Source organism: Paraburkholderia sp. BL25I1N1 (assembly GCF_003002025.1).
Lineage (GTDB): Bacteria > Pseudomonadota > Gammaproteobacteria > Burkholderiales > Burkholderiaceae > Paraburkholderia.
Genome location: NZ_PVZB01000037.1, coordinates 1 through 25,836 on the forward strand (window position 1 = coordinate 1; position 25,836 = coordinate 25,836).

A 25,836-nucleotide genomic window follows, 5' to 3' on the forward strand; every position below is an offset into this window, starting at 1 on the left:
CCGCAGGACACGCCGCGCTTCGAAGCGATGCTGGGTGACGGCAGCCAGTGGGGCATGAATATCCAGTACGCGGTTCAGCCTTCGCCGGATGGGCTTGCGCAGGCGTTCATCATCGGCCGGGATTTCGTGGGCAACGATCCGTCGGCGCTGATTCTCGGCGACAACATTTTCTACGGCCACGATCTCGCGAAGCAGCTTGAGCGCGCCAACGAGAAAGCCGATGGCGCCACGGTCTTCGCGTACCACGTGCACGATCCTGAGCGTTATGGCGTGGTCGAATTCGACAGGCAGTTCCGCGCGCTGTCGATTGAAGAAAAGCCGGTCAAGCCGCGTTCGAACTACGCGGTCACGGGTCTGTACTTCTACGACAGGCAGGTCTGCGACATTGCGGCGGACATCAGGCCGTCGTCGCGTGGCGAGCTCGAAATCACGGACGTCAACTCGCGTTATCTCGCCAACGCCGCGCTCAATGTCGAGATCATGGGCCGTGGTTTCGCGTGGCTCGATACCGGCACACATGATTCGCTGATCGAAGCGGCTACGTTTATCGAAACGCTGCAAAAGCGTCAGGGTCTGGTGGTGGCATGCCCGGAGGAGATTGCGTTCCGCCGACATTGGATCGACGAGGAGAAACTGCTCGAACTCGCCAAGCCGCTCGCCAAGAACGCGTATGGCCAGTATCTGCTCAATCTTCCGAAGGATCAGGTGGCATGGCCAAGCCGCTAACAGGACCGGTGCTGGAGCGGTGTGAAGCGGCTTGCTAACTTCGTGCGATAGCCGATACGCAAAGCTTTGAACGTGCGCCGCCGCACATTTAATTTGAAACTGGACAGGTACGCTTCAAGCATGGGCCGCAGGGAGTCTATCGCTTGCCGGCTGTGTTCAATTGTTCATCCGCGCGGTCTGCGCTTCGGTAGAGCGGGCTTCTCCGATACTCGCAATATACCCTCAGACCGCATCAAGAAGCCTGCCAATAAGTCGAATTGGCGGGATTGAGTTTCAAATCGCCGATACGTATGTGGCTAATCTGAATCGCCAGTGCGCTGACGGCCGGCTGGAACGATGGGCAATCTTTCGGTCGCTTGGCAAATTACGCGCTCGCTTTGAGACAAGTTCGCGAGGAAATCAACGCGATGTTCGCGATTCCTTTAGCGGCGCCCGCAGTCCTTACCTAATTTACCGGCGGACCAAACCGCGATGTTGAGACGAAGCCTGCTCGCAAATTTCGTTGGCCAAATGGTGACCGTATCGCTCGGCATTGTCATGGTGCCGATCTACGTGCGTCATCTCGGAGTGGAAGCGTATGGGCTGATTGCCATCAACGCCGTGCTGCTCGCATGGGTGCTCGTTCTCGACTTCGGACTTTCACCGACGTTATGCCGCGAGTTAGGCAGCCTGCGCGCCGGTACGGGTTCGAAAGCCGAAGTGGGACTACTGCTGGAATCACTGGAAAAACTGATCCTTTGCACAAGCACAGTCCTGTTCGTCTTATCGCTCTTCGCGGCGCCGTATTTTGCCGAGCGGTGGCTGAACGCCTCGACATTGCCGCCGAGCCAGATCCGCACGGCGTTCGTGTTGATGATGCTGACCGCTGTCGCGCGCTGGCTTTCCGCGTTGTATCGAGGCGGCGTGGTCGGTATCGATCGGCAGGTCGCGCTCAATGTCATCGGCGTTACTTTTGCCGTGATACGCAATGTGCTGGTTGTGCCGGTCATCATGATCTGGCCACGCGTCGAATTGTTCTTCGTCTGGCAACTCCTTGCCATTGTCGGGGAAGCGATCGCCATGCGTATTCTGCTCGGCCGCACGATCGATATACCGTTGTTGTCGATGCGTTTTTCATGGAAGGTGCTGTCGTCGCGCGCGAAGTTGTCGCTATCGATTGCCTTGTCTGCGCTGATCTGGGCGTGCACTGCACAACTCGACAAGATCGTGCTTTCAAAGGTGCTGCCGCTGGCGGATTTTGCCGTGTTCAGTATGGCCACGCTGCTTGCGAGCGGCATTGTGTTACTGGCAAACCCCATTCAGCAAGCCTTCATTCCACGATTGAACGCTGAGAACTTCGGCGGCGGCGAGCGGATTCGTCAGATGTACGCGCTCGCCACCGAGGTGACGTCATTGGCGGTCATTCCAGTTGCAGCCGTGTTTGCGTTCGCGCCCGAGGCAGTGCTTCGATTGTGGTCCGCCGGCGCCCCGGTAACGCCTGACGCTTTGCGAACAATGCAATGCTACGCAGTCGGAAACGCCTGTTCGGCTTTGGCCTCGCTCGCGTTCTTCGTGCAGTACGCAAAGGGGGATTTGTCTTTGCATCTGAAAGGCAACATCGGCTTCCTCATTCTCTTCGCGCCGGCGGTCGTGTACGGCGGCATTCATCTGGGCGCAATCGGCGCTGCCTACGCGTGGCTTGGGATGAATGTGCTGCTCCTGTTCGGCTGGGTAGCAATCGTACATCGGAAGTTTATGGCTGGAATCAACGCAAGCTGGTATCGCGGAGTCGCCGTGCGGGTCGCCGCCGTGGTACCTGTCGGCTTATTGGTGAGTCATGCGGATCTGACCACGTCCTCGCGTATTGGCCTCTTCTTTGTTCTGTCGGGCACATGGCTTGCCATGGTCGCCCTGACCGTCGCGGTTTCGCCGATCGTTCAACGCAAGGCACGCCACCTGGCGGGACGACTGGCCCTCAACTGAGAAAACAGCATGGATACAACTCTTCTGAATCCGGTCCACGAACAAGCTGCGCCTGTGTTGTCAGTCATTGTGCTGAGTTATCGGCAAGCCGAATACATTGGCGCGTGTATTCAGAGCGTGCTCGACCAGCAACTCGATGTGCCGTTCGAAGTGATCGTGGGTGACGATAATTCACCCGACAATTCCCTCGAAGTCATCGAATCGTTCCGGCTGCGCTATCCCGATGTGATTAAGGTGATTCTGCACGAAAAAAACGTCGGCTTTTCGGGTAACTTCTCAGATACGGTTGCTCTTGCAAGAGGCGAATACATCGCCAATATCGACGGCGATGATGTCATGTTTCCCGGCAAACTGCAGCGTCAGCTCGATTTCTTACGGGCTCATCCGGAATGCGGTCTGGTCGTGCACAAGATGCGCCCAGTCGACCAGGATACGTTGGAGACTGTGACGTATCCGCTGTCGGAAGATAAACCGGCAACGTTCGACGCCGAGTATCTCATCAAGAACGGACCGTTCTTTTTTCACAGCTCGGAAATGTACCGGGCGCACTTGCGCCGCCGCCATCCGGTCGACATCGGTCTCAAGTCGGTGGCTGACGTAGCCCATCTGTTGCAGATCCTGATGGGTTCGCAAGGCTGCTATCTCGACGAAGAGCTTGGGCTATACCGCGTCAACCGGACGGGTTTGACTTCCGTGCGCATCAACAATCCCGCGCGCCATAGGGAATGCCTGAACGACGTGATCCAGACCTGTCAACTCGCGGCCGATCTCGGCATGGCGAGCGACGCTGTGAACAAGGGGCGCGCAAAGTTCTATCTGACCTCGGCCATCTTCTTTCTGGAGCATGGTCAAGAGGATAGTTTCGAGGACTGCATCGAATCAAGCTGGCGCGCGGCACGAATCGGTAGGAAACAGTTGGCTTTATATGCCATGCGCCGCTGGCCCCGTACGTTGCGCACGGTCTATACGGGACTCAAGCAGATGGCGGGACGGCAACCGGTCGACGCATGAATACGCACGTGCAGGAGAGCGGGCGGCTGGCCGCCAGGAAAGTGCGGCTGCTCGACTTAGCCAACCGGGCGTCCTTAGCTTGGCACCGACTCAAGACACGCCTGTGGTATGCGCATGTGTTCGAGTCCGTCGGCGCGAAAACGACGATCTTTCGTCCCATGCTGCTCGCCAACGTGCATTTCGCGTCGATCGGTGAGCGTGTGCTAATTCGACCGGGCGCGCGTATCGAGCTTGTCGTGACAGACGCGGCTGCGCCACCGCGGCTCACGATCGGAAGCCGCGTCAATATCGAGCAGAACGTGCACATCGTATGCGGCTCCTCGATCGAGATCGGCGACGGCGCGACTATTACCGGGAACGTCGCCATTGTCGACGTCGAGCATCCGTATGAGGACGTCAACAATACCATCCGCATTGGCGAGCGTATTTGCACGCGAGGTAATTACGTAGTGATCGGGCAGGGCGCATTTATTGGATTCAGCGCCGTCATTCTGCCCAACGTGAAGATCGGCCGGCACGTCGTGGTCGGCGCGCATTCGGTAGTGACTCGCGACGTTCCCGACTATTGCGTGGTCGCTGGCAATCCGGCGCAAATCATCAAGCGCTACAACTTCGAAACCAGATGTTGGGAGAGGGAGAAACAATGAAAGTCCTGATTACGGGTGGCGCCGGCTTTATCGGCTCGAGTCTGGCGCGCAAGCTCTGCGCCAACAATGCGGAAGTCACGGTCCTCGATAACCTCTCCCCGCAGATTCATGGAGAGAATCCCAGCGTCACGTCTGCGATTTTCGCGTCGTTGCCGGAAAACGTGCACTTCGTGAAGGGGTCGGTGACCGATCGGGCCATGCTCGAACGCGTCATGCAGGGCCAGGACGCGATCGTTCATCTCGCGGCCGAGACGGGTACGGGCCAGTCGATGTACGAGGTCGACCGCTATGTCGACGTGAACGTGCATGGCACTGCCCTGATTCTGGACATACTGGTGAAGAATAGCCGCAATTCCGTGCGCAAAGTGGTCGTTGCTTCGTCGCGCGCGATATACGGCGAAGGCAAGTATCGTTCTCCGGCCGCCGGCATTCTGTATCCCGGTCCGCGCAAGGAAAAAGACATGCTCGAAGGCCAGTTCGAGCATCTCTGCCCGATCAGCGGCGAAGCGATGGAATGCGTGCCGACCGATGAAGAATCGAAAATACATCCGACCTCGCTGTATGGCATTACCAAGCAGACTCAGGAGCAGATGGTGATGACGACCTGCCGTTCCATCGGCATCGACGCGTCGGCGTTGCGTTATCAGAATGTCTACGGCCCGGGTCAGTCGTTATCCAACCCTTATACGGGCATTCTCTCGATTTTTTCGACGCGCATCAAAAACGGCAATCCAATCAATATTTTCGAGGACGGACTGGAAAGCCGTGACTTCGTCTATATCGATGACGTAGTGGATGCGACCTACGCAGCGCTCACACACGCTAACGCCGCGGACAACGTATTCGGCATTGGCTCGGGCGTGCGCACTTCGGTCATGGATGTCGCCAGGACCTTGTGCGAGGTTTATGCCAGCGATGTCGGCGTCAGCGTAACAGGCGCATTCCGCCTGGGCGATGTCCGCCATGTTTATGCCGATTTGACCAAGGCAAGGGACATGCTCGGATTCGAGCCGAAGGTGTCGTTTAGCGAAGGTATCGCGCGGTTTGCTGGGTGGGTCGACCAGCAAGAGGTGATGGCGGATACCTACGAGAAGAGCATCGCCGAAATGCGGGAGAAGGGTTTATACAAGGGCTGCGAACGCGCCGCATGACATTGTCGGTAATGCGCTCACGCCATGACGGAGGCGCCGCGACGGTCGCCTCCGCAACTCATTCGAAGGACGCAATATGTCAACGAGATATGGTTCGCCGCTGATCGGGATTGTCACCGTACTGTATCGCTCCGATTCCGTGCTTCCCGATTTTTTCAAGAGTCTCGCCGCCCAGCGCGATGCGAATTTCAAGTTGTACGTAATCGACAACAGCGAAAAGGATACGGGGTGTGCGATATCGCGCGAGCTTGCGGCCCTCAACGACATTCACGCCGATATCGTGTTCAATAACGACAATGTCGGCGTCGCTCGCGGCAACAACCAGGGCATAGAAATGGCGCTTGCGGACGGATGCGAGTACGTTCTGCTGGCCAACAACGACACCGACTTTCCGGATCCCGACGTGCTCGCGGGACTTGTGCGGCACACGGAGGAGGCAGGCGCGCTGGCCTCGGTACCCAAGATCATCTATCACGGCACCAACCGCATATGGTGCGCAGGCGGAAGATTCTCGCCGCTTACCGCCACTACACCGCACGTAGGCGATCGGAAGGAAGATCGCGGGCAGTTCGACGAAGAAATGTTTACAGAGTACGCGCCGACCTGCTTTATGCTGCTGCACAAAAGCATCTTCCAGACGATCGGCATGATGGATGAGAAATACTTCGTCTATTACGACGACAGTGATTTCGTCTGGCGCATGAAAAGCGCCGATATTGGCCTGTTGTACGTACCGACGTCGAGCGTCGGTCACAAGGTGGCGGTGTCCACCGGCGGCAACGAAAGTCCCTTCAGTCTGTTCTATACAGCGCGCAATCGCGTTTATTTCAGCCGCAAGCACCTCGCACCTGCGCACCGTGCCATTGCGATTGCTTATGCGATCGTGACGTTGACGGTCAAATGCGTGAGGTTTTCGCCAGCGGCCAGATCGAGCGTGTTCAAAGGACTCAGAGCGGGCTTCTCACTGCAGGTCGCCGAACATTGACCTCGTTCAGGGACCGGTTGGCAGCGCGTCGTTACTCCGACGGCGCGCGGCCACAATTGCCCAGCCGCATCTGAGCCATTGCAAGCTGTTGCATAGCGCGGCTTGCGGCATCGGGTCTATTGCATTGGAGTGCTGCTTGCCGCACCTTCCGGTGCGGCAAGCAGACATAAACGAAGTCCGGACCGCTGCCGAAGATTTCTCGGCAACGCGCCCGGATGCGATTCGCGCATGCCCGTCCTGAATCGGCCGGACCTATTTCACCAGCGCGCCGAAGATGTCGACCACGCGCATCTGTTGCGTCTCCGTCAGGCCGACCCACAGGGGAAGGCGGATCAGGCGTTTTGACTGGTTGTTGGTAACGTCCAACGGGCCGCCAGGTTTGCCGTAACGTTGGCCGCCAGGAGATGAATGAAGCGGAACATAGTGAAATACCGAGCCTATTTCCTGCCTTTTATATTCATCGAGTAGGCGCTGGCGCGCGTGTTCATCTTCGACCAGAACGTAGTACATATGCCCGTTATGCTGGCATTCCTCCGGCACGATCGGACGACGAAGCGCGCCTTTGTTCTCGTATGGCTCGAGAAGCGCATGATATCGCTCCCATTGCGCGAGGCGTGCCTGCGTAATATTTTCAGCGCCTTCCAGTTGGGCCCACAAATAAGCCGCGATCAGCTCGCTCGGTAAGAATGAAGAGCCGACTTCCTGCCAGGTGTATTTGTCGACTTCTCCGCGGAGAAAGCGGGTGCGATCAGTGCCTTTCTCGCGGATTATTTCCGCGCGCCTCGTGAGGGCGGGATCATTCACCAGCAAAGCGCCACCCTCGCCCGAAATGATATTTTTTGTTTCGTGAAAGCTGTAAGCGCCGAGGTGGCCAATGGAGCCGAGACCGCGGCCCTTATAGGTTGCCATGACGCCCTGCGCCGCGTCTTCGACGACTTTGAGTCCGTGGCGTTCGGCGATGGATAAGATAGTGTCCATTTCGCATGCCACGCCGGCGTAGTGCACCGGGACGATCGCGCGAGTTCGTGGCGTGATCGCTGCTTCGATCAATCGCTCGTCGAGATTCATGGTGTCCTCACGGACATCCACGAAGACAGGCACGCCACCGCGCAGGACGAATGCGTTCGCCGTCGAGACGAACGTGTATGACGGCATGATGATTTCGTCGCCGGGCTGGATGTCCAGCAACAGAACCGCCATTTCAAGCGCGGCTGTGCAGGAGTGAGTCAGCAATGCCTTGCAGGCACCGCTTCTTTCCTGCAACCACTCGTTGCAGCGCCGCGTGAAGGAGCCGTCGCCGGCGAGCTTTTTACTGAAGTGAGCTTCTGCGACGTACTTCAGTTCATTACCCGCCATGGCGGGCGTATTGAATGGAATACGATGCTCGTTTACCTCGATTCCAATTTGCGGCGTAGATCGGCTCATGAATAGTTCACCCCAACATGATCGAGAATGAGTTCTCGCTGCGACACATTATTGGATCTCAAAGCTGCCCAGCTTCAAGGCCCCGCTTTCCGGCGAACTCGCCAGGTGTTTCAAGGAGCAAGTTGCGCGAAGTCCCTTGCTTTAAATCTCCACTGAAGATTGTTCTGTAGCGTGATACTTCGCCCGTCTCATGGATGGTGCGGGTGGACTGCGTGACCGGCTCATAGATCAGACGACGCGGAGCGTCGACGGGTATGAATCGAACTGCTCGCTCAGTTGATCAACGACTTTGGTGAAGTCGTGTATGGTCCAAAGTTCTAACGGATTGGCCGATCAGGCGCCGCAAGAAATAGTAGAGGCCGCGAACGTCGCAATGGCGATCAATGCCAGCAGCCTGCACGAGATGATCTGAAACTGAAAATATCCGTGTTCAAAGGCGTCATTTCCAGGATTCGGGGTAGTAAGCTTCTCGATGGAGCGACAGCTTCGTCGCGTCCGTCGCGACTTTGGGCAAGTGCGATAGGAATACCTCCTTTGCCAATTCGGAGTCTGTGGTTTAGCGCACGTTCAGATACACCAATTCGGTTGAGGCGGGGGGGATGGCCAACAGGCGGGCAAACTATTTTTTTCGGAAATAGTGGTGTGGCAGGATCGATTACAGTTGCATTAATAGGCGTTATGAAGTTTTGCCCGGCATCGACCACGAAGGCCTGCAGAAACGCTGAAGTGGCAATCTCCCGACCGTGCAGACCTTTGATCGATGCGGGTTCAAGTGGTGTCGCGGTCATCGGCGGCAAAAGGCAGATCAGTGTGCTCGCGCGACCAACGTGTCCGCCGCGGAACAATCGCATCGTATGCACCGGAAATATAAGCAGTACTGGGTCTGTCGATCGACCTTCCTACGCGAGTCGTTTTGACGACAAACCCTTTTCGGAATGGGCGCCCACATTCAGTCGGACGTTCCAACGTTCGGCGCCGCACAGACACCGCACGTTCCAGCACGGATCATGCAGTTGCTTCATCGGCCATTGCAGACTTTCGGCGCTCGATGCCGCTGACTGTAATGAGTGACCTTGTGCTCCGGAGTGTGAGCCTCTCAAAGGTATCGTCGGACCCGTTGGCTGGACCGACGCGAGGCGTTCGGAAGGCAGCGGCGGTAAGCCGAACACGGTGCCTGTCGAAAGTCACAACCAGCTAACGGGATTCCACCGTCAATGCATGATTGACGGGATAAGCGAACAACGGTTCAGCGACACGTGGGGCAGCCTGGACGACCTGATCCAGCGCACTGGCTGTCAAATCATCCAGCAGACGACCGAGGCGGAATTGGCGACATTGCTCGAACAGTGCGACAACGTGAAGACATGTTGCGAGACGCGCGCGGCGGCATGCGCGGGCTATTGGCCCAGGCGCCCGGGCCGGCGCAGGTGCGCAACCGCTCTGGTGCCAGTTCGACGTTCAACTCGATGTTGCCGGACTTGAAATGAAAAATGAGCGCGGCCAGAACCTTCTGAAGCGCGTCGACCTTATTGTCGGCGGCACTCTCCTGTACCTGTTAGGGGCGCTTCGCAAAAAGCGGCGTCTACCGACTGAATGCACGACGGCGGGCATTTTTGCCTTCGCTGCAATCGGTGACTCAATCTTGTCGTCGATCATTATTTCTGAGTTGAAGAAAGTCAAGAAGATGTCCAGAGTGGTGGTATTTGCGTCGCGAAGCAACGCGCGCATCTATGATCTGTTCGACGGGCTCGACGACATTGTCGTCGTCCCTTTGACCAGCCCGTTGAATGCGCTCAAGGAAATCAAGAAATACGAGGTCGATGTCTTAATCGATACTTCGCAGTGGCCGAGAATTTCGGCCATATTGGCAGCTTTTACGAAGTCGAAATTTACGATCGGTTTCAAGACCAGGAATCAATTCCGCCATTATGCTTATGACGCCAGCGTAGAGCATTGCGACAGCCTTCATGAACTGGAAAATTTCAGAAGGCTATTGCGTCCTCTAGGCATCGAGTCGACGGAATACCCGAAGATCACCAAAGCTATTCGCCCTCCCAGTTTGCCGTTCGTCGTTGACGGCAAATATGTTGTCTTTCACCCGTGGGCCTCTGGAACGAATTTCGCCATGCGCGAATGGCCGATGGAGTGCTGGCGCGATCTGGCACATATGTTGATTGATAACGGGTACGCCATTGTCATAACGGGCGGCCCCGAAGATGCCACACGGGCTCAACGATTGGTCGAGCTGATCGGCAGCCAGACGGTCGTGAGCGTGGCAGCCAAGGTAAGCCTGACTGAAGTGGTCGGAATAGTCAGGCGAGCAGAATGCATAGTCTGTGTGAACACCGGAATCATGCATTTGTCCGCGATGCTGGATACGCCGATGATCAGTCTGCATGGCCCCACCAATCCGTTTCGATGGGGTCCTGTCAGCAAGGAGCGCGGAGTCCTTGCTGTGTCGAAGCGAGATGGAGGCAGTTTCCTGAGCCTCGGATTTGAATATCCCAGAAATGCTAAGTACGTGATGGAAAAAATAAGCGTCGCTTCTGTCGTCGACGTTCTGAGTGAAGTTTATTCGATCAATTTAGGCCGCCATGACAAGAAACCCGCCGGTGAAGCTTTCGCCTCCTGATTTCGATTGCGCTCAATTGATGGTCGTTGGCGACGTCATGCTCGATTGGTACTGGCATGGTTCGACCTCGCGGATCTCGCCGGAGGCGCCCGTTCCCGTCGTCCACGTGCAGGCTGAAGAGACGCGTGTGGGTGGGGCGGGAAACGTTGCGCTGAACGCGGCGGCACTTGGAGCTCGCGTTCGTCTTCTTGGCCTGGCCGGGCAGGATGCGCACGCCGACCGGATTGAAGAGTTGCTGCGCGAAGGCGGGGTTGACTGCGATCTCCAACGCGTCGCGGGCAGCAAGACGATCACGAAGCTCCGCATTCTCTCCCGCCACCAGCAGATGATCAGAGCGGACTTTGAGGACCACTTTCCCGAGCGCAATGGAGATGAGTTGATCTTCAGCTTTGAGCGCCAGTTGCACGAAATCGATGCCGTGGTCTTATCCGACTACGCCAAAGGCTCACTGCACGATTCAAAGAATCTGATCTCCGCCGCTCGCCGCGCTGGAAAGCCCGTCATCGTCGATCCGAAAGGAACGGATTTCGAGCGTTATCGCGGCGCCACCATCATTACGCCGAACCTGTCCGAATTCGAGGCTGTCGTTGGGCGTTGCGACAGTGATGCAACGATCGAGCACAAGGGTGCCGCCCTCTGTGATGCCTTTGAATTCGAAGCGGCGCTCGTCACACGCAGCGAGAAAGGCATGACCTTGATTGCTCGCGGCCACGCCCCTTTGCATTTGCCGACGCGCGCGCGCGAAGTGTTCGATGTGACCGGGGCCGGGGACACTGTCGTTGCCACGCTGAGTGCCGCGCTCGGCGCCGGCATGCCGCTGGACGAAGCGGTCGTGCTTTCCAATGTCGCGGCCGGCATCGTCGTGGCTAAATTGGGAACGGCGACGGTCCGTCGTCCCGAACTCCAGCAGGCACTGCAGCATGACTTGCACTCCGCCCGTCGAGGCAATATTCTCGCGCGGATTTCCCTGTTACCCTGGCGACCCAAGCCCCGCTCTGAAAAGCCGAATAGTGTGGGCACCTGACACATTGGTTGGTTCAGCTGAAATTCAAAAAGCCGGCACGGTGCGGACTCAATTTGCCGGCTGCCGGTTCCGTCTTCAGTTCAGATTGATCGGAATGCCGGCATGCAACGAACGAGTTCAGGGCCGCAGACCGAACGAATTCGATTGCGCGGACCTCGTCCTTCGCAGGCGGCAATCAAGCCGCGGCGGTAGTGCGAGCGCGGGAAGCCTGAATGGGCAGCGCCGCGTAAGCGGTGGCGAGATGATAGGGTGTTGTCGACGGCATGTCGTCGCGCGACACGTCGCCCGCGGCGGTCTTGCACTCGAACCAGCCTTGCGCATGCAGAAACCGCTGGCGGAAACGTTCCATCTGCCCCGGCAGCACGGTGCGCGCTGCGTCGTCATCGCGGGTCGCGAGTGCACGCAGATATTCGCTTTGCGCCCAGATCCGCTGTGTGGCGTCCTTTATCCGGCCGGCTTCGTCGAGCGACGCGCACACGCCGCCTGTGACCGGATCCACGCCATGCTGCTGCGCAAACTCAAACGCGCGCGTGAGCGCGTCGTCGAGTCCCGATCCGTTCAGTAGCTCGCCCGCTTGCCTGATTAGCCAGAACCATTCGAACTGGTGGCCGGGCTCCAGACGGTTGTCATCGATACCTAACGGCAGTTCGGCAATGCAACCGGTCGGCGCATGCACGAACGTGCGTTCGATGGCGTCGGCCAGGTTGCGCAACGCGGAATCGAACGCACTGTCATGGGTTATATCGCGTGCGGCGAGCCAGGCTTCGGTGAGATGCATCAACGGGTTTTGCACCGGCGTGCCGGTCACGGTTGAAAAATCCGCATCGAGCGCGGCGTTGAACAATCCATGTTGCGCGGCGAAGCGCATTTCGATCAGCCCCGAGGTACTGTGGACGACGTCGAGTGCGTCGCGATTGTCGAACCTTGCGGCATATTCAGCGCACGCGAAAACCAGGAATGCGTGCGTATAGAGATCTTTCGTCGTATCGAGTGGCATACCTTGCCCGTCGACGCTATAGAACCAGCCGCCGCGCTCCTTGTCCTGGAAGTAGTGCAACAGAGATTCGAACAGCACATGGGCATGAGCTGCTTCGCCGGCCTGCGAGAAGACAAACAACTGCCGCGCGCACGCCATGGCGCGATAGCGTTCAACCGGCATCGGAAGGTGGCCCACGTCAGCGTTGACGGCCTCGTAGGGCAGATGCATCGTGCTATTGAAGCCCGGCCCACGCCAGATCGGCAGGACGACCCGCGTGAAGTGATCTCGTAGCGTGGCGGCAAGGGCGATCGTGGAGGCGGGCGTGTTCATGTTGCGAATCTCCTTCGATAAGGGCGTGGAAAGGTTCTGTCGCATTACACCTGAACAGCACACTCGAAGAATCTCGCATACTAGCGGGCGCCATACGCACGCTGCTGCGATCCACGCTAAACGCGCGATGGCGCGGATTGCGCGTGAGCCGGGCGAGCCGCCCCGCCCGCGAATTCGCGCTCCAGAACATCGAGCAATTGATGTGCGGACCGCTCCCACCGGAAACCACGTGCATGGTGTCTTCCGCGTTCACGCCACGTTTCGCGCACCGCGGCGTCATCCATCATCTGCGTTACCTTGTCGACGATGTCGTCGACCGAATACGCGTCGCAGTACATCGCAGCATCGCCGCATACCTCGGGAAGCGATGCTTCACGCGACACGATGACAGGACATCCACAAGACATCGCTTCAAGCGGCGGCAGTCCGAAGCCCTCGTACAACGAAGGAAACAGGAAGCAGGCTGCGTTCTCATACAGCGCTCTTAATTCGCCGTCCGATACGAAGCCTGCGGGGATGATATTTTTCGACAAGTCGTAACCCACTTTCGCCTGTGAGCTGAAGACCCGCAAATCGCATCCGCCAACCACGACGAACTTGAGATCATGGCGATCGCTCAGGCGCTCCATCGCGGCAACGATGCGCGGAAGGTTCTTTCCCACCGAAAGATTTCCGACGGCGAGTACGTAACCATCGTTCTGCAGATTCAACCGCGACAAAATTGCCGGGTCCGGTGCGATCTTTTCAAAGTGGTCCACACCGTTCAAGACCACCGAAATGCGCGACGCGTCGACGCCAAGGCGCTTCATGATGCGTATCTTGGAGAACTCCGACACCGTCACAATGTGGCTGGCGTTGCGTTTGAGCAGAGAGAACGCGACGCGATACCAGAGCCTGTACTTCCACGAGTAATTTTCCGGCAGATCGTAGATTGCAACGTCATGCATCATGACGACCTGTCGACGAACGAACAGAGGGCCCATATTGCAAAGGCTGAGCAGCGTTCGGCCGCGAATGGCGAATGGCAGCAGCAATTGCTCCCACAGCGAACCCTTCAACCACCGGCCGATCTTCTTTGCTTTCGGCAAGACAGCGTCGCTTCGTGCGTTCGCAGGAATCAGCAAGGGCAGGTCGGTTTCGTCAGGAAACAGACGTTGGAACGCCATCGCCAGTTCATAGCCGACACGTTGCACGCCTGTTATGCGTTGAGACGCGAACTTGCCATTGATTGCAAACCCGGCAGAGGGCCCCTGCCATCGAGATTGGCGCGTCGAACTGGCGCCGACTGGGGACGCAGACTGAACGGGGGTATCTTCCTGGCGCACGTCGGACCGCTCCGCTAACTGTTTCATCAGATATCGTTCCTGTATGCCGGCCGATGCAAGCATCGACAAGCCGCTGTCAGCTGGCACAAACGTTCACCGCTCGGCTTTTCATGTGAAATTGCCGCAACTGGACGTTCGGGGACAGAAAAGTTGGAATGGCGGCGGTTTCGCCACGCCGCGAGGATTCAAGGTAAATCTCGTGAGCTTCACCGCCGAGACGCTCTAGGCTCATGCGAGCCAACGCGAGCGTACCTGTAGAGGCCGATTGGACGGCGTGAACAATGTTCATAAGCGTTTCGTACCGGTACCTGGCTATGCACCTGACCGAGTGCTGTTCAATACGCCCCGCTTCCTTCGAAGACCACTTTAAATGTTCTCAGCAGAATGCTGATGTCGAGCAGTGTCGAGCGTTCCTTCACGTACGAGACATCCAGCGCCACTCTCGTTGCATAGTCAACGTTGTTCCGGCCGCTAACCTGCCACAATCCCGTCACGCCGGGCCTGACCGACAGGTAATAGTGGGCGTCGGGGCCATACCGTTCCAGCTCCTTCGAGACGATGGGGCGAGGGCCGACGAGACTCATGTCGCCCCGAAGAACATTCCAGAGTTGAGGCAGTTCATCAAGGCTCGTCTTGCGTAGAATCCGGCCGACTGCGGTAATGCGTACGTCGTTCTTAAGCTTGAAATCGCGATTCCATTCCTCGCGCGCGGCGGCGTTGGTGGCAAGGAGTTCGGCGAGAACGACATCGGCCTTCGGCACCATGGAGCGGAATTTCAGGCAACGAAATGTTCGTCCGCCTCGTCCAACACGCGGATGGCCGAAGAAAGCCGAACCGCCGTCGCTCAGCACGAAGCAACCTATAACTAGAAAAATCGGCAGCAGCGCAAGGAGCAGCGCCGATGCGCCGAAAATGTCGAAAACACGTTTTGTGAAGTCGCCTTTTCTTGAGGGAATGTCCGGGTCATTGGCAGCCGGCAACACACGGCGAGGCACGGGGCCTGCAGCGGCATCCGCCGACACGTCCGCAGCATACGACTCGTCGGCGCGATTCAATTCCGCCGGGCTGTCCATATGCGAAGCTGAAAAGCCGCGGGCGCCCAATTCAGGATGATCGGCGTGCGAACGACTTTCGTAGCGGGTATCGAAAGGATTGACGTCCTTTGACACTGATTCCGATACCTTGCCGACTAAAGCCATTGCTGCCCCCGGTTCGAAGTTCGTTGACGAATACATCAGTGTTTCGGCAGTGCAAGTCGTGCCGGTTGTTTCAATCGTTGAGGCAAAATATGCCGACAGACGAATGCGGCTGACGACTCGCGATCGGACTGCAGGGATATAGCAATTAAATTGCTATAGAAATTACAGAAAATTAATGAGGCCGACTCAAGAGAAATGAATAGAAACTATTTAATGAAAATCGGGGACGCGCGCCACCAGCATGCGTAGCGTCGCATTCCCCGGCAACTTAAATCCTAATTATTTCAGTAGAAAGTATAGCTATGCAATTTGGCGTCCGTGCGCGGACAAGTCGTAAATTGCCGATGTCTTGGCCGACTCAGAAAGATATGTCAGTCGGTGTCGCGATACATCAGACGGCGACCGCTGGCACTACGAAAATGTTGATCGTTATCAGTATTCCGATTGTGACGGCCGCAGCCGGATTCGACAGATAAACCAGTTCACCCGGCAGGCCGCCGCTCAGCAATTCCGTATTGATCCATGATGTCGATCAACGCGATAAATACGCGTCTGTTCCGTGGTTGATCGAGTATCTGTAGCCGTAGAGTATCTGTACGAATGCCGCTACTCCGTTCGGTACAGCACATAAACCTCGGTTGCTGCGCGCCTCGACCGCCGCCTCGATGTGTATGATGAAAGCGGCTTACGCGCAGACGGCCGGGCTTGCTGGGATGACCGTGGCAAGTCAGCGCACTGCGTAGCAGGTTCCTTGTCAGACTACAGTCGGACCGTAACGAAAATTTCATTGTATGAAGTGTGCGATCAAAGTCTGCAGGCGAGTGTTCGATTTCGTACGGAATACGCTAAATCGATCAGCTAATGTGTGCAGCCGAAATGCGAGGTTGACTGTCTCCGAAGTCCCCATCAGGGTCGCGATCAGGAAACGCAGAGCTGCAGTCGGTGCGCGTGTCGCCTCCGATGCGTGGTCGTTGGCAAGCGGCGTCGCATGACATAAGTGGAGCCTCCATGAATCGAGTCGACCTACCTAACCGATCGTTTGCGCTTGACGGCTTGACGGTGCACACACCTGTTTACGCGAATACGGTTGAGCAAGTAGATGCATCGCAGATAACCGCGTTCAGCACTTTCCTGCGGACCCACACAGGCTGCTCCTTTTGCGATGACGAAGCGCTCCACGATTTCTCCGTGCGAGAGTTCCGGACTTTCTGGCGTTGCTTCGTTCAGTGGTCTTCCGGACTCGAATGGTCGGGTGACGTGGAGCCGGTTTGTCTGGGCGACGACTGTGAACACGCGAGCTTCTTTCCTCGGATGCGGTTGAATTACGCGGACAATCTGCTGGCGCTGTCAGCGTCGCAGGCCGACGCACCCGCATTGACTGCGTGCCACGCCGATGGTCGCCGTATCCGTCTCAATCGCGCGGAACTGCGCGAGCGTGTGGCGCGCCTTGCGCAGGCGCTGTCGGAGTTGGGACTAGCTGAGGGTGACCGCGTGGTCGGCGTCCTGCGCAACGACGCGGATGCGATCATTGCCGCATTGGCCGTCGTGGCCCTCGGCGCCACTTTGTCGACTGCGGCGCCGGAGATGGGCGTCGACGCGATCTGCGATCGCTTCATGCCGCTCGCGCCACGCATGCTGATCGCGCACACCGCCGCGCGGACGTTTGACACTGGAGCGTCGGTTGCAAGCAAAATTTCGGATCTCGCCGCTGCACTGCCATCGCTGCAAAATGTCGTGTGTCTCGACGAAGGGACTTTGCCGAGTACGGTGGCGCAGCCGGTCCATTCTCTCACCGAACTGATCGACGCTGGCGATGCCGACCGCTTCGAGTGGCGGCGGTTCCCATTCAATCATCCGCTGTTCATCATGTTTTCGTCTGGAACCACCGGCAAGCCGAAGTGCATCGTTCATGGTGCGGGGGGCACGCTGCTCGAGCACCTGAAGGAGCATCGTCTGCATACGGACCTGCGGCCAGGCGACCGACTGTATTTCCACACAAGTTGTGCCTGGATGATGTGGAACTGGCAACTGTCTGCATTGGCTTCCGGCGTCGAGATCGTGACATACGATGGTCCGATCTCGACGGTCGAGACGCTATGGCGCCTCGTAGCCGAAGAACGCGTTACCGTGTTCGGCACGAGTCCCGCTTACCTGAAAATGTGCGAGGAAGCGGGTCTGGAATGCGGTAAACAGTTCGACCTCGGCGCGTTGCGCGCGATGTTATCGACCGGAGCCGTACTGTTCGACGCGCAATTCGAATGGGTGCGCGCTCACGTGAAGGCGCTGCAACTGCAGTCCATCTCGGGCGGCACGGACATTCTAGGCTGCTTTGTGCTCGGCAATCCGAATCTGCCTGTCTACGCCGGCGAGGCCCAATGCAAGAGCCTTGCGCTAGACGTCCAGGCGTGGGAGCACGGGGCGCGCACCGATGGCGTTGGCCAGCTCGTTTGTGTCAATCCGTTTCCATCGCGTCCTCTCGGGTTTTTCGGCGACACCGACGGGACGGCCTTTCACATGGCTTATTTCGCCGGTAATCCGGGTGTCTGGACGCACGGCGATCTGATCTCGTTTTCGCCGGCCGGCGGCGTACGGATGCATGGCCGCTCCGACGGCGTGCTGAACGTGCGCGGCATCAATGTCGGTCCAGCTGAGATCTACCGGGTTTTGAACGATATTCCTGAGATCCGCGAGGCCTTGGTTGTCGAGCAGCGAGTGCGAGATACGTCCAGCAATCAAGCGATCCCCGACGATTTCGAGCCGCGCGTCGTGCTGCTGCTGGTGCTGACCGACGGCGCCGTGTTGAATGGCTCGCTTGCCGCCCGCGTGCGCCGCGACCTTGCGCGCCGCGCGTCGCCCGCGCACGTGCCGGACCGCATCATCGCAGTCGATGCGTTGCCCGCAACTCACAACGGCAAGCTTTCCGAAGTCGCTGCGCGCAACGCGGTCAATGGCCTGCCGATCGGCAATGCGGCAGCATTGCGCAATCCCGAGTGCCTCGAGGCGATCCGGCGTCATCCGGCGCTGAATCTGACCACGCGTGAATTGCCGCCTGCGGGGGAAAGTCGCGAGCAACTTGAGGCGCATTTGCAGGCGCAATGGGAGAAGCTGTTCGGCGTCGCACCGATCGGTCGCGATGACAACTTTTTCGATCTCGGCGGTCATTCGCTGCTGGCAACGCGTCTGCTCGCCGAAGTCCGCCAGTCGACCGGGCGCGCGATCCCGTTCAACATGCTAATGATTGCGCCGACCATTGCGCGGCTCGCTGCGCTCATTTGCGAGGACGCGCTACCGCCGTCTTCGCCGACGCTCGTGCCGGTGCGGGCCGGCACCGGCCTGCCGCTTTTCCTCATGCACAGCGCGAGCGGCTCAGTGATGGAATGCCTTGCGCTGATCGGCGCGCTGAATAATCCGCGCCCGGTATATGGCCTTCTGGCGCGCGGGCTCGACGGTGAGCAGCCGGCACAGTTGCGCGTCGAAGACATGGCGTCGAGCTACATTGAACAGATGCGCACGGTGCAACCAAAAGGGCCGTACGCATTGGCGGGCTATTCATTCGGGGGCCTGTTGGCGTTCGAGGTCGCGCAACAGTTGCGGCGCGCCGGCGAGCGGATCGACTTGCTTTTCATGCTCGACACCCACGTGGACCAACATTACCTGCCTTGGATGGCGCGTGTGCGGCAGCGTGCGAACTCTGCCCGTTCACACTGGCGAGCCGTGCGCACGCTTCCCGTGGCGCGGCTTCCCGGCTATCTGAACGACCGCTTCGCGAGCGTGATGGATCACCTGCGGATGCGCGTGGGACTTATGGCGCGGCGACCCCAAAGCTATAGCCCTGCGATGCCGCCGCTGCTGCGGCGTATGCGCGAAACGACGCGGGTTGCGATGGCGGCCTATCGGCCCAAGCCCTACGGCGCGAGCCCGATCATTTATGTCCGCGGAGCGGTTGCGCAGAATGGACACGGCGACTCAGTGCTACTTTGGCGGCGCATCGCGCGAGCCGGGCTGGTGGTGACGGAAGTCCCCTGCGGCCACGCCGATCTGATCGTCGAACCTAACGTGCAGTTCGTGGCGGAGGAGCTCGATCGCGGTCTCGCGAGTCTGTGAGTTCGATAAACGGGCTATCCGCGGAAACCGGTGCTCGCCTCAGTGACTTCCCTCCAGGTCTTGGCGGTGTCGAGAATCGCGCCGCCGACCACCATACCCAAACCGCTCGACAGCCCGCCGATGAACGCCACCGCGAACGCGTTGAGCCCGAGTACCGCACCCGTCGTCGCGCCGTGGACTTTCGCTCAGCTCACGCGAACCCTTGCGGATTCGTCGATTGCCAGCGCCAGTGATCCGCGCACATGCGCTCGATACCGAACTGCGCGCGCCAGCCAATGATCTTCTCGGCGGCCGCCGGATCGGCGAAACACGAGGCGACGTCGCCGGGGCGGCGTGCCACGATTTCATATGGCACCGGTCGGCCGGCGGCCTTCTCGAACGCCTTGACCACGTCGATCACGCTGTAGCCCTGACCGGTGCCGAGGTTCACGACGAAACTCGCATCGCGCTTGACTAGCGCATCGAGCGCGGCCAGATGTCCGCGCGCCAGATCGACAACGTGGATATAGTCGCGCACGCCGGTGCCGTCAGGCGTCTCGTAGTCGCCGCCGAACACGCGCAGCTTCTCGAGCTTGCCGACCGCCACTTGCGCGACATACGGCATCAGGTTGTTCGGAATGCCGGCGGGATCTTCGCCGATCAGGCCGCTCTCGTGCGCGCCGACCGGATTGAAGTAACGCAGCGTGGCAATGCGCCAGGACGGATCGGCCAGTTCCAGATCGCGCAACACCTGCTCGGCGATCAGCTTCGACTGGCCGTAGGGATTGGTGGCCGACAGCGGGAACGACTCGTCGATCGGCGAGCTCTTCGGCACGCCGTACACCGTCGCCGACGAACTGAACACGAACTGCTTGACGTTACGGTCGCGCATCACTCCGAGCAAGGTCAGCAGGCTGCCTACGTTGTTGCTGTAGTACTCGATCGGCTTGGCCACGGACTCGCCCACCGCCTTCAGCGCGGCAAAATGAATCGCGCCCGTAATCGGATGCGCGTCGAAAATACGGTTGAGCGCAGCTTCGTCGCGTGCATCGGCTTCGTAGAAGGTCACCGCCTTGCCGGTGATCTTTTCCACGCGCCGCAGCGATTCGCGGTTGCTGTTCACGAGATTGTCGATTACCACGACGTCGTAACCGCCATTCAACAGTTCGACACAGGTGTGCGAGCCGATAAAACCCGCGCCGCCCGTTACCAGAATCGTGCCCTTCGTGGTCATGCTGTTGCTCCGTTAAAGTAAAACGCCCGTCATTTTCTGCACCAGGTCCTTATACGTTTCGACGACCACCCGTTCGTCGAATTCTTCCGCGACTTTCTTCCGGCCGCGTTCAGCCATAGCCCGCCGCTCCGCGCTGCTCATGTCGAGCATGCGTGCCAGCGCGGCCGCAAGGCTTTCTGCATTGCGCACTTCGCACAGCAATCCGTTGACGCCGTCCGCCACCACCTCGCGGCAGCCGGGCACGTCGGTGGCGACGATCGGCCGGCCTATCGCCGAGGCTTCCATCAGCGTACGCGGCACGCCTTCGCGATACGACGGCAGGACCACGCAATCCGCCTCGGCGATCAAAGGCCGCACGTCGTGCGCCTCGCCAAGATACTCGATGATGCCTTCCCGCTCCCACGCCGCCACTTCCTCGCGCGTGATCGCGCTGGGATTGTCGACGCCGACCGGGCCGAGCAACTGGAACCGCGCGTGCGGGTAACGTTCACGCAAGCGCCGCGCGGCTTCGACATATTCACCCACGCCCTTGTCCCACAGCAGCCGCCCGATCAGCACGAAGCGGTAATCGGTGCGCTCGGGCAGCGGCGTAAAGGCGAACTGCACGAGGTCGACGCCTTCGCCATGCAAGAGCCGCGCACGCTCAGGATGCACTAACAAATTCTGTTCGACAAACGCCGCTTGATCGTCGCGATTCAAAAACCATATTTCGCGCGGGAAACGGAACGCAAAACGATACAGCTTTTTGGCCACCTGAGCGGCGCGGCTATGCTGGATGAACACGTAGCCTAGTCCCGTTGTGACCGCAACCGACTGCACGCCCGCCAGCTTCGCGGCGATCGAACCGTAGATATTCGGCTTGATCGTGTAGTGGAACACCACGTGCGGACGGATCGACCGGTAGTGCCGGTAGAGCGCGTACAGCGTGCGCAGGTCGTCGCGTGGACTGGTGCTTTTCGAGGCGACCGGCAAGTCGATGCAGCGGCAGCCCATGGCGGTGAGCAGTTCGAACGTGCGGTCGCGCGGCGCGACGATCGTCACGTCGACGCCGCGTCCCACCAGCATACGGATCAGCCCTTGCCGATAGGTATAGATTGCCCAGGCGGTGTTACAGACGAGTGTAATGCGCAACGCGGGCGTCGACTTCAAGGCAGGCTTCATGCGGGAACGAGCTCGGCGGTGAATGGGATGGTGAATGATTTAATGGCTCGCGCGCGGTGTGAGCAGGCTGCGCTTGATCCGCTGCAGTGCGCTGTAGGGTGTCACCAGATGCAGCAGATTTTTGGCGAGGCCCAGCCAGTCGTACAGATTGGCGGCGTTGAAGTAGCGCAATTGCAGGCGCAGCGTCGAACTCACCTGGCGGCGCCGTTTGGTCGCGCTGATGCCGCCTTCGTTCAGTTCGTAGTAGAGCCCGAGCTCGGGCAGGTTCGCGCAGTCGTAACGCTCCATCAGACGTGCGAACAGATCGAGATCTTCGGCGGAACGGTACTCGGCGCGGTAGTTGCCGACTGCGCGCACGGCGTCGATGCGCAGCATCATCGAAGGATGCGCAAGGCATGAGCGGAAGAAGCGCAGGCGGCGGATCGCGTTCGGTTCGGCAGGCGGCGTCAGCATGAAGAGCGGCTTGCCTTCGCGCGTGACGACTTGCGTCCACATGCCGAGCCCTGCCACGCGCGGATGCGATTCCATGAACCTGCGCTGTTTGGCGAGCCGCTGCGGCACGCTGCGGTCGCCCGCATCGATGCGCGCCGCGTAGCGAAAGCCGCGCTGGGCAAGCGCGTCGATGCCGGTTTGCAACGCGCGTTCGATCCCGCCGTTCTGCGCCATGCGCAACACTTCGATCGTCATATTGGCGATGGCCGGCGCGACGATCGGCGGCGTGCTGCCGTCGTCGACGATCAGCACGTGCACCGGCGCGCTTTCACTGAACGACGCCAGCGTGAGGTCGACATCGGCCTGGCCGTTATAAGCGGGAATCAGCACCGCGACATCGTCGAGGGTCATTTGCGCGGTGGCGGGTGAGTTCGTCATGGGCGCAATTTGAAACGAATGTAATAAAGATTAACCGAGGCGGCAGCCAGGTATCCGGCGGCGAGGCCCATGAGCGCGCCATAGGCGCCAAAGCGCGGAATGGCCAGCAGATTGACCACGAACGCAACGGCCAGCGCCAGCAGCCACTTGGCGAGCAGGACGAACTTGGCCTGATATTTCAACACGATGAGATTGCCGATCGCCTCGATGCCGGCGGGTACCGACAGCCACACGGCCCAGCGGAAGATCTCGATCGCGCCTTCGAACTGCGGCCCGAACACGCGGCGGATGATCAGCCCGGCCAGCAGATCCAGCACGATCGCGCCACTCACCATCAGCACGGCGGTCATGGCCGTGAGCCGCCACATATTGCGGCGCAATTGGGCGGCTTCCTGCACGCGGTAGACGAAGGCGGGCGCTATGGTCTGCGCGAGCATCAGCGCGAGCGTGATCCAGTTTTCGTTCAACTGCTGGGCGGCGGAATAGCGCCCGAGATCGGCGAAGGAAATTGTCCGTTCGAGCATGAGCCGGTCCAGTTTCAGGAACAGGTACATACCGATCAGGCCGAGCCAGAACACCGTGCCGGCGCTCGCGAAGTGCCTGAAGAGCGAACGGTCGAGACGCCAGCCGAGCTTGCCGCCATGCCGGCGCACGTAATAGACCAGTAGGACCGCGCCGATGGCGGCCGATTCGAGCGCCCACAGCCAGCCGAAGCGCGCGGGCGCGGCCGCGGCGCGCACCAGCAGATAGACCAGCGCGGCCTTCAGCACCGCGGTGCTCATGCTGGTGAGCAATTGCGGCTTGCTATAGGTCATGCTCTGCAGCCACGCGTTGACCACGCCGACGAATGGTTCGCGAAACAGCATGGTGACGGCAAGGCCGGCGAGCATGGCGCCGACCAGCGGTTCGAAGAAATGCAAGGCGATGCCGAGCCAGGTCAGCAGCAAAGCGGCCACCGACACGGAAATGCGCAGCGCGAAGGCGCTGCCGAGCACCGTGCCGAGCTGCGCCGGCGGGCGATTGACGATGGTAGGCACCAGAATCTCCGCGCCGCATACCCAGGTAATGGGCGAGAGCACCAGCAGCAGCGTGTTCGCGTATTGCCATTTGCCGAACGTGTCCGGCCCGAAGTAGCGCGCCAGCATGCCGCTGATCACGATCGCCACGCCGATCTGCGTGAGCCGCTCCAGCCCGAGCCAGACGATATTCGTGAAGGCGCGCGTGACGTCCGGATTGGCGAAGCGCTTGAGCGTCAGCATCCGCTGGCCGCTCGCCAGTCCGCTTGCGCTGAGCGTGCCGACCATGCCCGCGGCACCGCGAGCACGCGCGGCGCGCATGACCCGTGCGGCACAGTGCGCGCGTTTGCCCAACCCGCCGACGGTCGCGGCAACTTTACATTTGGAGGGCGTCTAAGCATTAGAATGGTGCTATAAGGCTGGTCCGAAAGGCGCAATTATAAGTTGGAACCGGATCGCTTCCGGCAAGGGCGCATCGCTGTGTTTTACCGATTCATCGGCGGTGCGCCGGTCAAATTTCTCCATTGCACGCAAGTGAGCCAACATGATCTCCAAATCTATTTTCAAGGCGTATGACATTCGCGGTGTAATCGGCAAGACGCTCGACGCCGATGCAGCACGTTCGATCGGCCGCGCGTTCGGCAGCGAAGTGCGGGCCCAGGGCGGCGACGCCGTCGTGGTCGCGCGTGACGGGCGCCTGTCGGGTCCCGAGTTGGTCCAGGCTTTGTCGGACGGCCTGCGTGAAGCCGGCGTCGATGTGGTCAATGTGGGCATGGTGCCCACACCGGTCGGCTACTTCGCGGCCAGCGTGCCGTTGCAGCTCGACGGCGGCGAGCGCCGCGTCGATTCGTGCATCGTCGTGACGGGTAGCCACAACCCGCCGGACTACAACGGCTTCAAGATGGTCCTGCGCGGCGCGGCGATTTATGGCGAGCAGATTCTCGCGCTGCATCAGCGCATCGTCGACGAGAACTTCTCCGCAGGCAGCGGCACGTACACCGAGTACGACATCGCCGACGCCTATCTGGATCGCATCACGAGCGACATCAAGCTCGCGCGTCCCATGAAGATCGTGGTCGATACCGGCAACGGCGTGGCCGGCGGCCTTGCGCCCAAATTGTTCAAGAAGCTCGGCTGTGAACTGGTCGAACTGTTCACCGAAATCGACGGCAACTTCCCGAACCATCACCCGGACCCGGCTCACCCGGAAAACCTGCAGGACGTGATCCGCGCGCTGAAGGAAACGGACGCCGAAATCGGCTTCGCGTTCGACGGCGACGGCGACCGCCTCGGCGTGGTCACCAAAGACGGCCAGATCATCTATCCGGACCGTCAGCTCATGCTGTTCGCCGAAGAAGTGCTGTCGCGCAACAAGGGTGCACAGATCATTTACGACGTTAAGTGCACGCGCAATCTCGCCAAGTGGGTCAAGGACAAGGGCGGCGAGCCGCTCATGTGGAAGACCGGCCACTCGCTGGTCAAAGCGAAGCTGCGCGAAACCGGCGCCCCGCTGGCCGGCGAAATGAGCGGCCACGTGTTCTTCAAGGACCGCTGGTACGGTTTCGACGACGGCCTGTACACGGGAGCGCGTCTGCTCGAAATCCTCACGCGGGTAGAAGACCCGAGCAAGCTGCTGAACTCGCTGCCGAACTCGAACTCCACGCCGGAACTGCAACTGAAGCTCGAAGAAGGCGAAAACTTCGAACTCATCGCGCGTCTGCAGAAAAACGCACAATTCACCGGCGCGGACGACGTCGTGAAGATCGACGGCCTGCGCGTCGAGTATCCGGACGGTTTCGGTCTCGCTCGCTCGTCGAACACCACGCCGGTCGTGGTGATGCGCTTCGAAGCCGATAACGACGCGGCGCTCAGGCGCATCCAGGAAGACTTCCGCCGCGTGATCATGGCGGAAAAGCCGGACGCGAAGCTGCCGTTCTAAACGCATGAGCGGCGCCGAGGTTCGGTTCGAACCGCGGTGGCCGTCGAACGCGGCGCGGGTTTCTCTTACCGCGCCGCGTTTTTTCATGCGGTGTGCATGCAACGCGCTAGAATTGCCGTCCTCATGAGAAACGGCCG

19 protein-coding genes and 1 pseudogene are annotated in these 25,836 nt (G+C 59.5%); 10 read left to right on the plus strand and 10 right to left on the minus strand.

The window, feature by feature from the left end; all coding sequences use genetic code 11:
- The 6 genes from rfbA to B0G73_RS36205 form a co-directional block, all read left to right on the plus strand.
- Positions 1-726 (plus strand): glucose-1-phosphate thymidylyltransferase RfbA (rfbA, locus tag B0G73_RS36180; protein ID WP_106285858.1); only part of this gene is annotated, 726 nt, incomplete at its 5' end.
- Positions 727-1,629: 903 nt separating this feature from the next.
- Entirely contained in the window at positions 1,630-2,688 is a 1,059-nt protein-coding gene (locus tag B0G73_RS36185; protein ID WP_308706162.1) for an oligosaccharide flippase family protein, read from the plus strand.
- Between the two features lie 9 nt (positions 2,689-2,697).
- Positions 2,698-3,699, plus strand: coding sequence for a glycosyltransferase family A protein (locus tag B0G73_RS36190; protein WP_106285860.1), 1,002 nt, complete (start codon positions 2,698-2,700; stop codon positions 3,697-3,699).
- Positions 3,696-4,346: an acyltransferase gene (locus tag B0G73_RS36195; RefSeq protein ID WP_106285861.1), complete on the plus strand. Its 651-nt coding sequence runs from the start codon at positions 3,696-3,698 to the stop codon at positions 4,344-4,346. The genes B0G73_RS36190 and B0G73_RS36195 overlap by 4 nt, the downstream gene beginning before the upstream one ends.
- Positions 4,343-5,497 (plus strand): NAD-dependent epimerase/dehydratase family protein, encoded by a 1,155-nt coding sequence (locus B0G73_RS36200; RefSeq protein ID WP_106285862.1) that lies wholly within the window; start codon positions 4,343-4,345, stop codon positions 5,495-5,497. Before B0G73_RS36195 ends, B0G73_RS36200 begins: the two co-directional genes overlap by 4 nt.
- A 76-nt stretch (positions 5,498-5,573) precedes the next feature.
- The gene (locus B0G73_RS36205; RefSeq protein ID WP_106285863.1) at positions 5,574-6,482 is read left to right on the plus strand and encodes a glycosyltransferase family 2 protein; all 909 of its coding nucleotides are present in this window, start codon (positions 5,574-5,576) and stop codon (positions 6,480-6,482) included.
- 252 nt (positions 6,483-6,734) lie between these two features.
- Here B0G73_RS36205 and rffA read toward each other — a convergent pair whose 3' ends face one another.
- Positions 6,735-7,907, minus strand: coding sequence for a dTDP-4-amino-4,6-dideoxygalactose transaminase (gene rffA / locus B0G73_RS36210; RefSeq protein WP_106285864.1), 1,173 nt, complete (start codon positions 7,905-7,907; stop codon positions 6,735-6,737).
- A 1,483-nt stretch (positions 7,908-9,390) separates the two neighbouring features.
- Between rffA and B0G73_RS36215 the strand changes: the two genes are divergently transcribed.
- Both B0G73_RS36215 and rfaE1 read left to right on the plus strand, forming a co-directional pair.
- A complete protein-coding gene (locus B0G73_RS36215; RefSeq protein ID WP_106285865.1) occupies positions 9,391-10,539 on the plus strand; it encodes a glycosyltransferase family 9 protein in 1,149 nt (382 codons plus the stop codon).
- Positions 10,502-11,563: a D-glycero-beta-D-manno-heptose-7-phosphate kinase gene (gene rfaE1, locus B0G73_RS36220; protein ID WP_106285866.1), complete on the plus strand. Its 1,062-nt coding sequence runs from the start codon at positions 10,502-10,504 to the stop codon at positions 11,561-11,563. The genes B0G73_RS36215 and rfaE1 overlap by 38 nt, the downstream gene beginning before the upstream one ends.
- A gap of 175 nt (positions 11,564-11,738) precedes the next feature.
- Here the strand turns inward: rfaE1 and B0G73_RS36225 are convergent, their stop codons facing one another.
- From B0G73_RS36225 to B0G73_RS36240, 4 genes are all read right to left on the minus strand, one after another.
- Complete coding sequence (locus B0G73_RS36225) at positions 11,739-12,872, minus strand: AGE family epimerase/isomerase (RefSeq protein WP_106285867.1); 1,134 nt, start codon at positions 12,870-12,872, stop codon at positions 11,739-11,741.
- 116 nt (positions 12,873-12,988) lie between these two features.
- Positions 12,989-14,224, minus strand: coding sequence for a glycosyltransferase family 1 protein (locus B0G73_RS36230; RefSeq protein ID WP_106285868.1), 1,236 nt, complete (start codon positions 14,222-14,224; stop codon positions 12,989-12,991).
- A 49-nt stretch (positions 14,225-14,273) separates the two neighbouring features.
- Positions 14,274-14,486: a hypothetical protein gene (locus B0G73_RS40290; RefSeq protein WP_146144278.1), complete on the minus strand. Its 213-nt coding sequence runs from the start codon at positions 14,484-14,486 to the stop codon at positions 14,274-14,276.
- 46 nt (positions 14,487-14,532) lie between these two features.
- The gene (locus B0G73_RS36240) at positions 14,533-15,396 is read right to left on the minus strand and encodes a sugar transferase (RefSeq protein WP_106285870.1); all 864 of its coding nucleotides are present in this window, start codon (positions 15,394-15,396) and stop codon (positions 14,533-14,535) included.
- A gap of 1,008 nt (positions 15,397-16,404) precedes the next feature.
- Here B0G73_RS36240 and B0G73_RS36245 point away from each other — a divergent pair.
- A complete protein-coding gene (locus B0G73_RS36245) occupies positions 16,405-19,500 on the plus strand; it encodes an acetoacetate--CoA ligase (RefSeq protein ID WP_106285871.1) in 3,096 nt (1,031 codons plus the stop codon).
- A gap of 56 nt (positions 19,501-19,556) precedes the next feature.
- Here B0G73_RS36245 and B0G73_RS41635 read toward each other — a convergent pair.
- The 5 genes and pseudogenes from B0G73_RS41635 to B0G73_RS36270 form a co-directional block, all read right to left on the minus strand.
- Positions 19,557-19,673: pseudogene (locus tag B0G73_RS41635) on the minus strand (branched-chain amino acid ABC transporter permease); the annotation flags it as partial.
- Between the two features lie 17 nt (positions 19,674-19,690).
- Positions 19,691-20,713, minus strand: coding sequence for a UDP-glucose 4-epimerase GalE (gene galE / locus B0G73_RS36255; RefSeq protein ID WP_012431967.1), 1,023 nt, complete (start codon positions 20,711-20,713; stop codon positions 19,691-19,693).
- A gap of 12 nt (positions 20,714-20,725) precedes the next feature.
- The gene (locus tag B0G73_RS36260) at positions 20,726-21,874 is read right to left on the minus strand and encodes a glycosyltransferase family 4 protein (protein ID WP_106285872.1); all 1,149 of its coding nucleotides are present in this window, start codon (positions 21,872-21,874) and stop codon (positions 20,726-20,728) included.
- Positions 21,875-21,913: 39 nt separating this feature from the next.
- Positions 21,914-22,744: a glycosyltransferase gene (locus B0G73_RS36265; protein WP_106285873.1), complete on the minus strand. Its 831-nt coding sequence runs from the start codon at positions 22,742-22,744 to the stop codon at positions 21,914-21,916.
- A complete protein-coding gene (locus tag B0G73_RS36270; protein WP_106285904.1) occupies positions 22,741-24,003 on the minus strand; it encodes an oligosaccharide flippase family protein in 1,263 nt (420 codons plus the stop codon). Before B0G73_RS36270 ends, B0G73_RS36265 begins: the two co-directional genes overlap by 4 nt.
- 301 nt (positions 24,004-24,304) lie before the next feature.
- Between B0G73_RS36270 and B0G73_RS36275 the strand changes: the two genes are divergently transcribed.
- Positions 24,305-25,699: a phosphomannomutase/phosphoglucomutase gene (locus B0G73_RS36275; protein WP_106285874.1), complete on the plus strand. Its 1,395-nt coding sequence runs from the start codon at positions 24,305-24,307 to the stop codon at positions 25,697-25,699.
- Positions 25,700-25,836 lie beyond the last annotated feature (137 nt).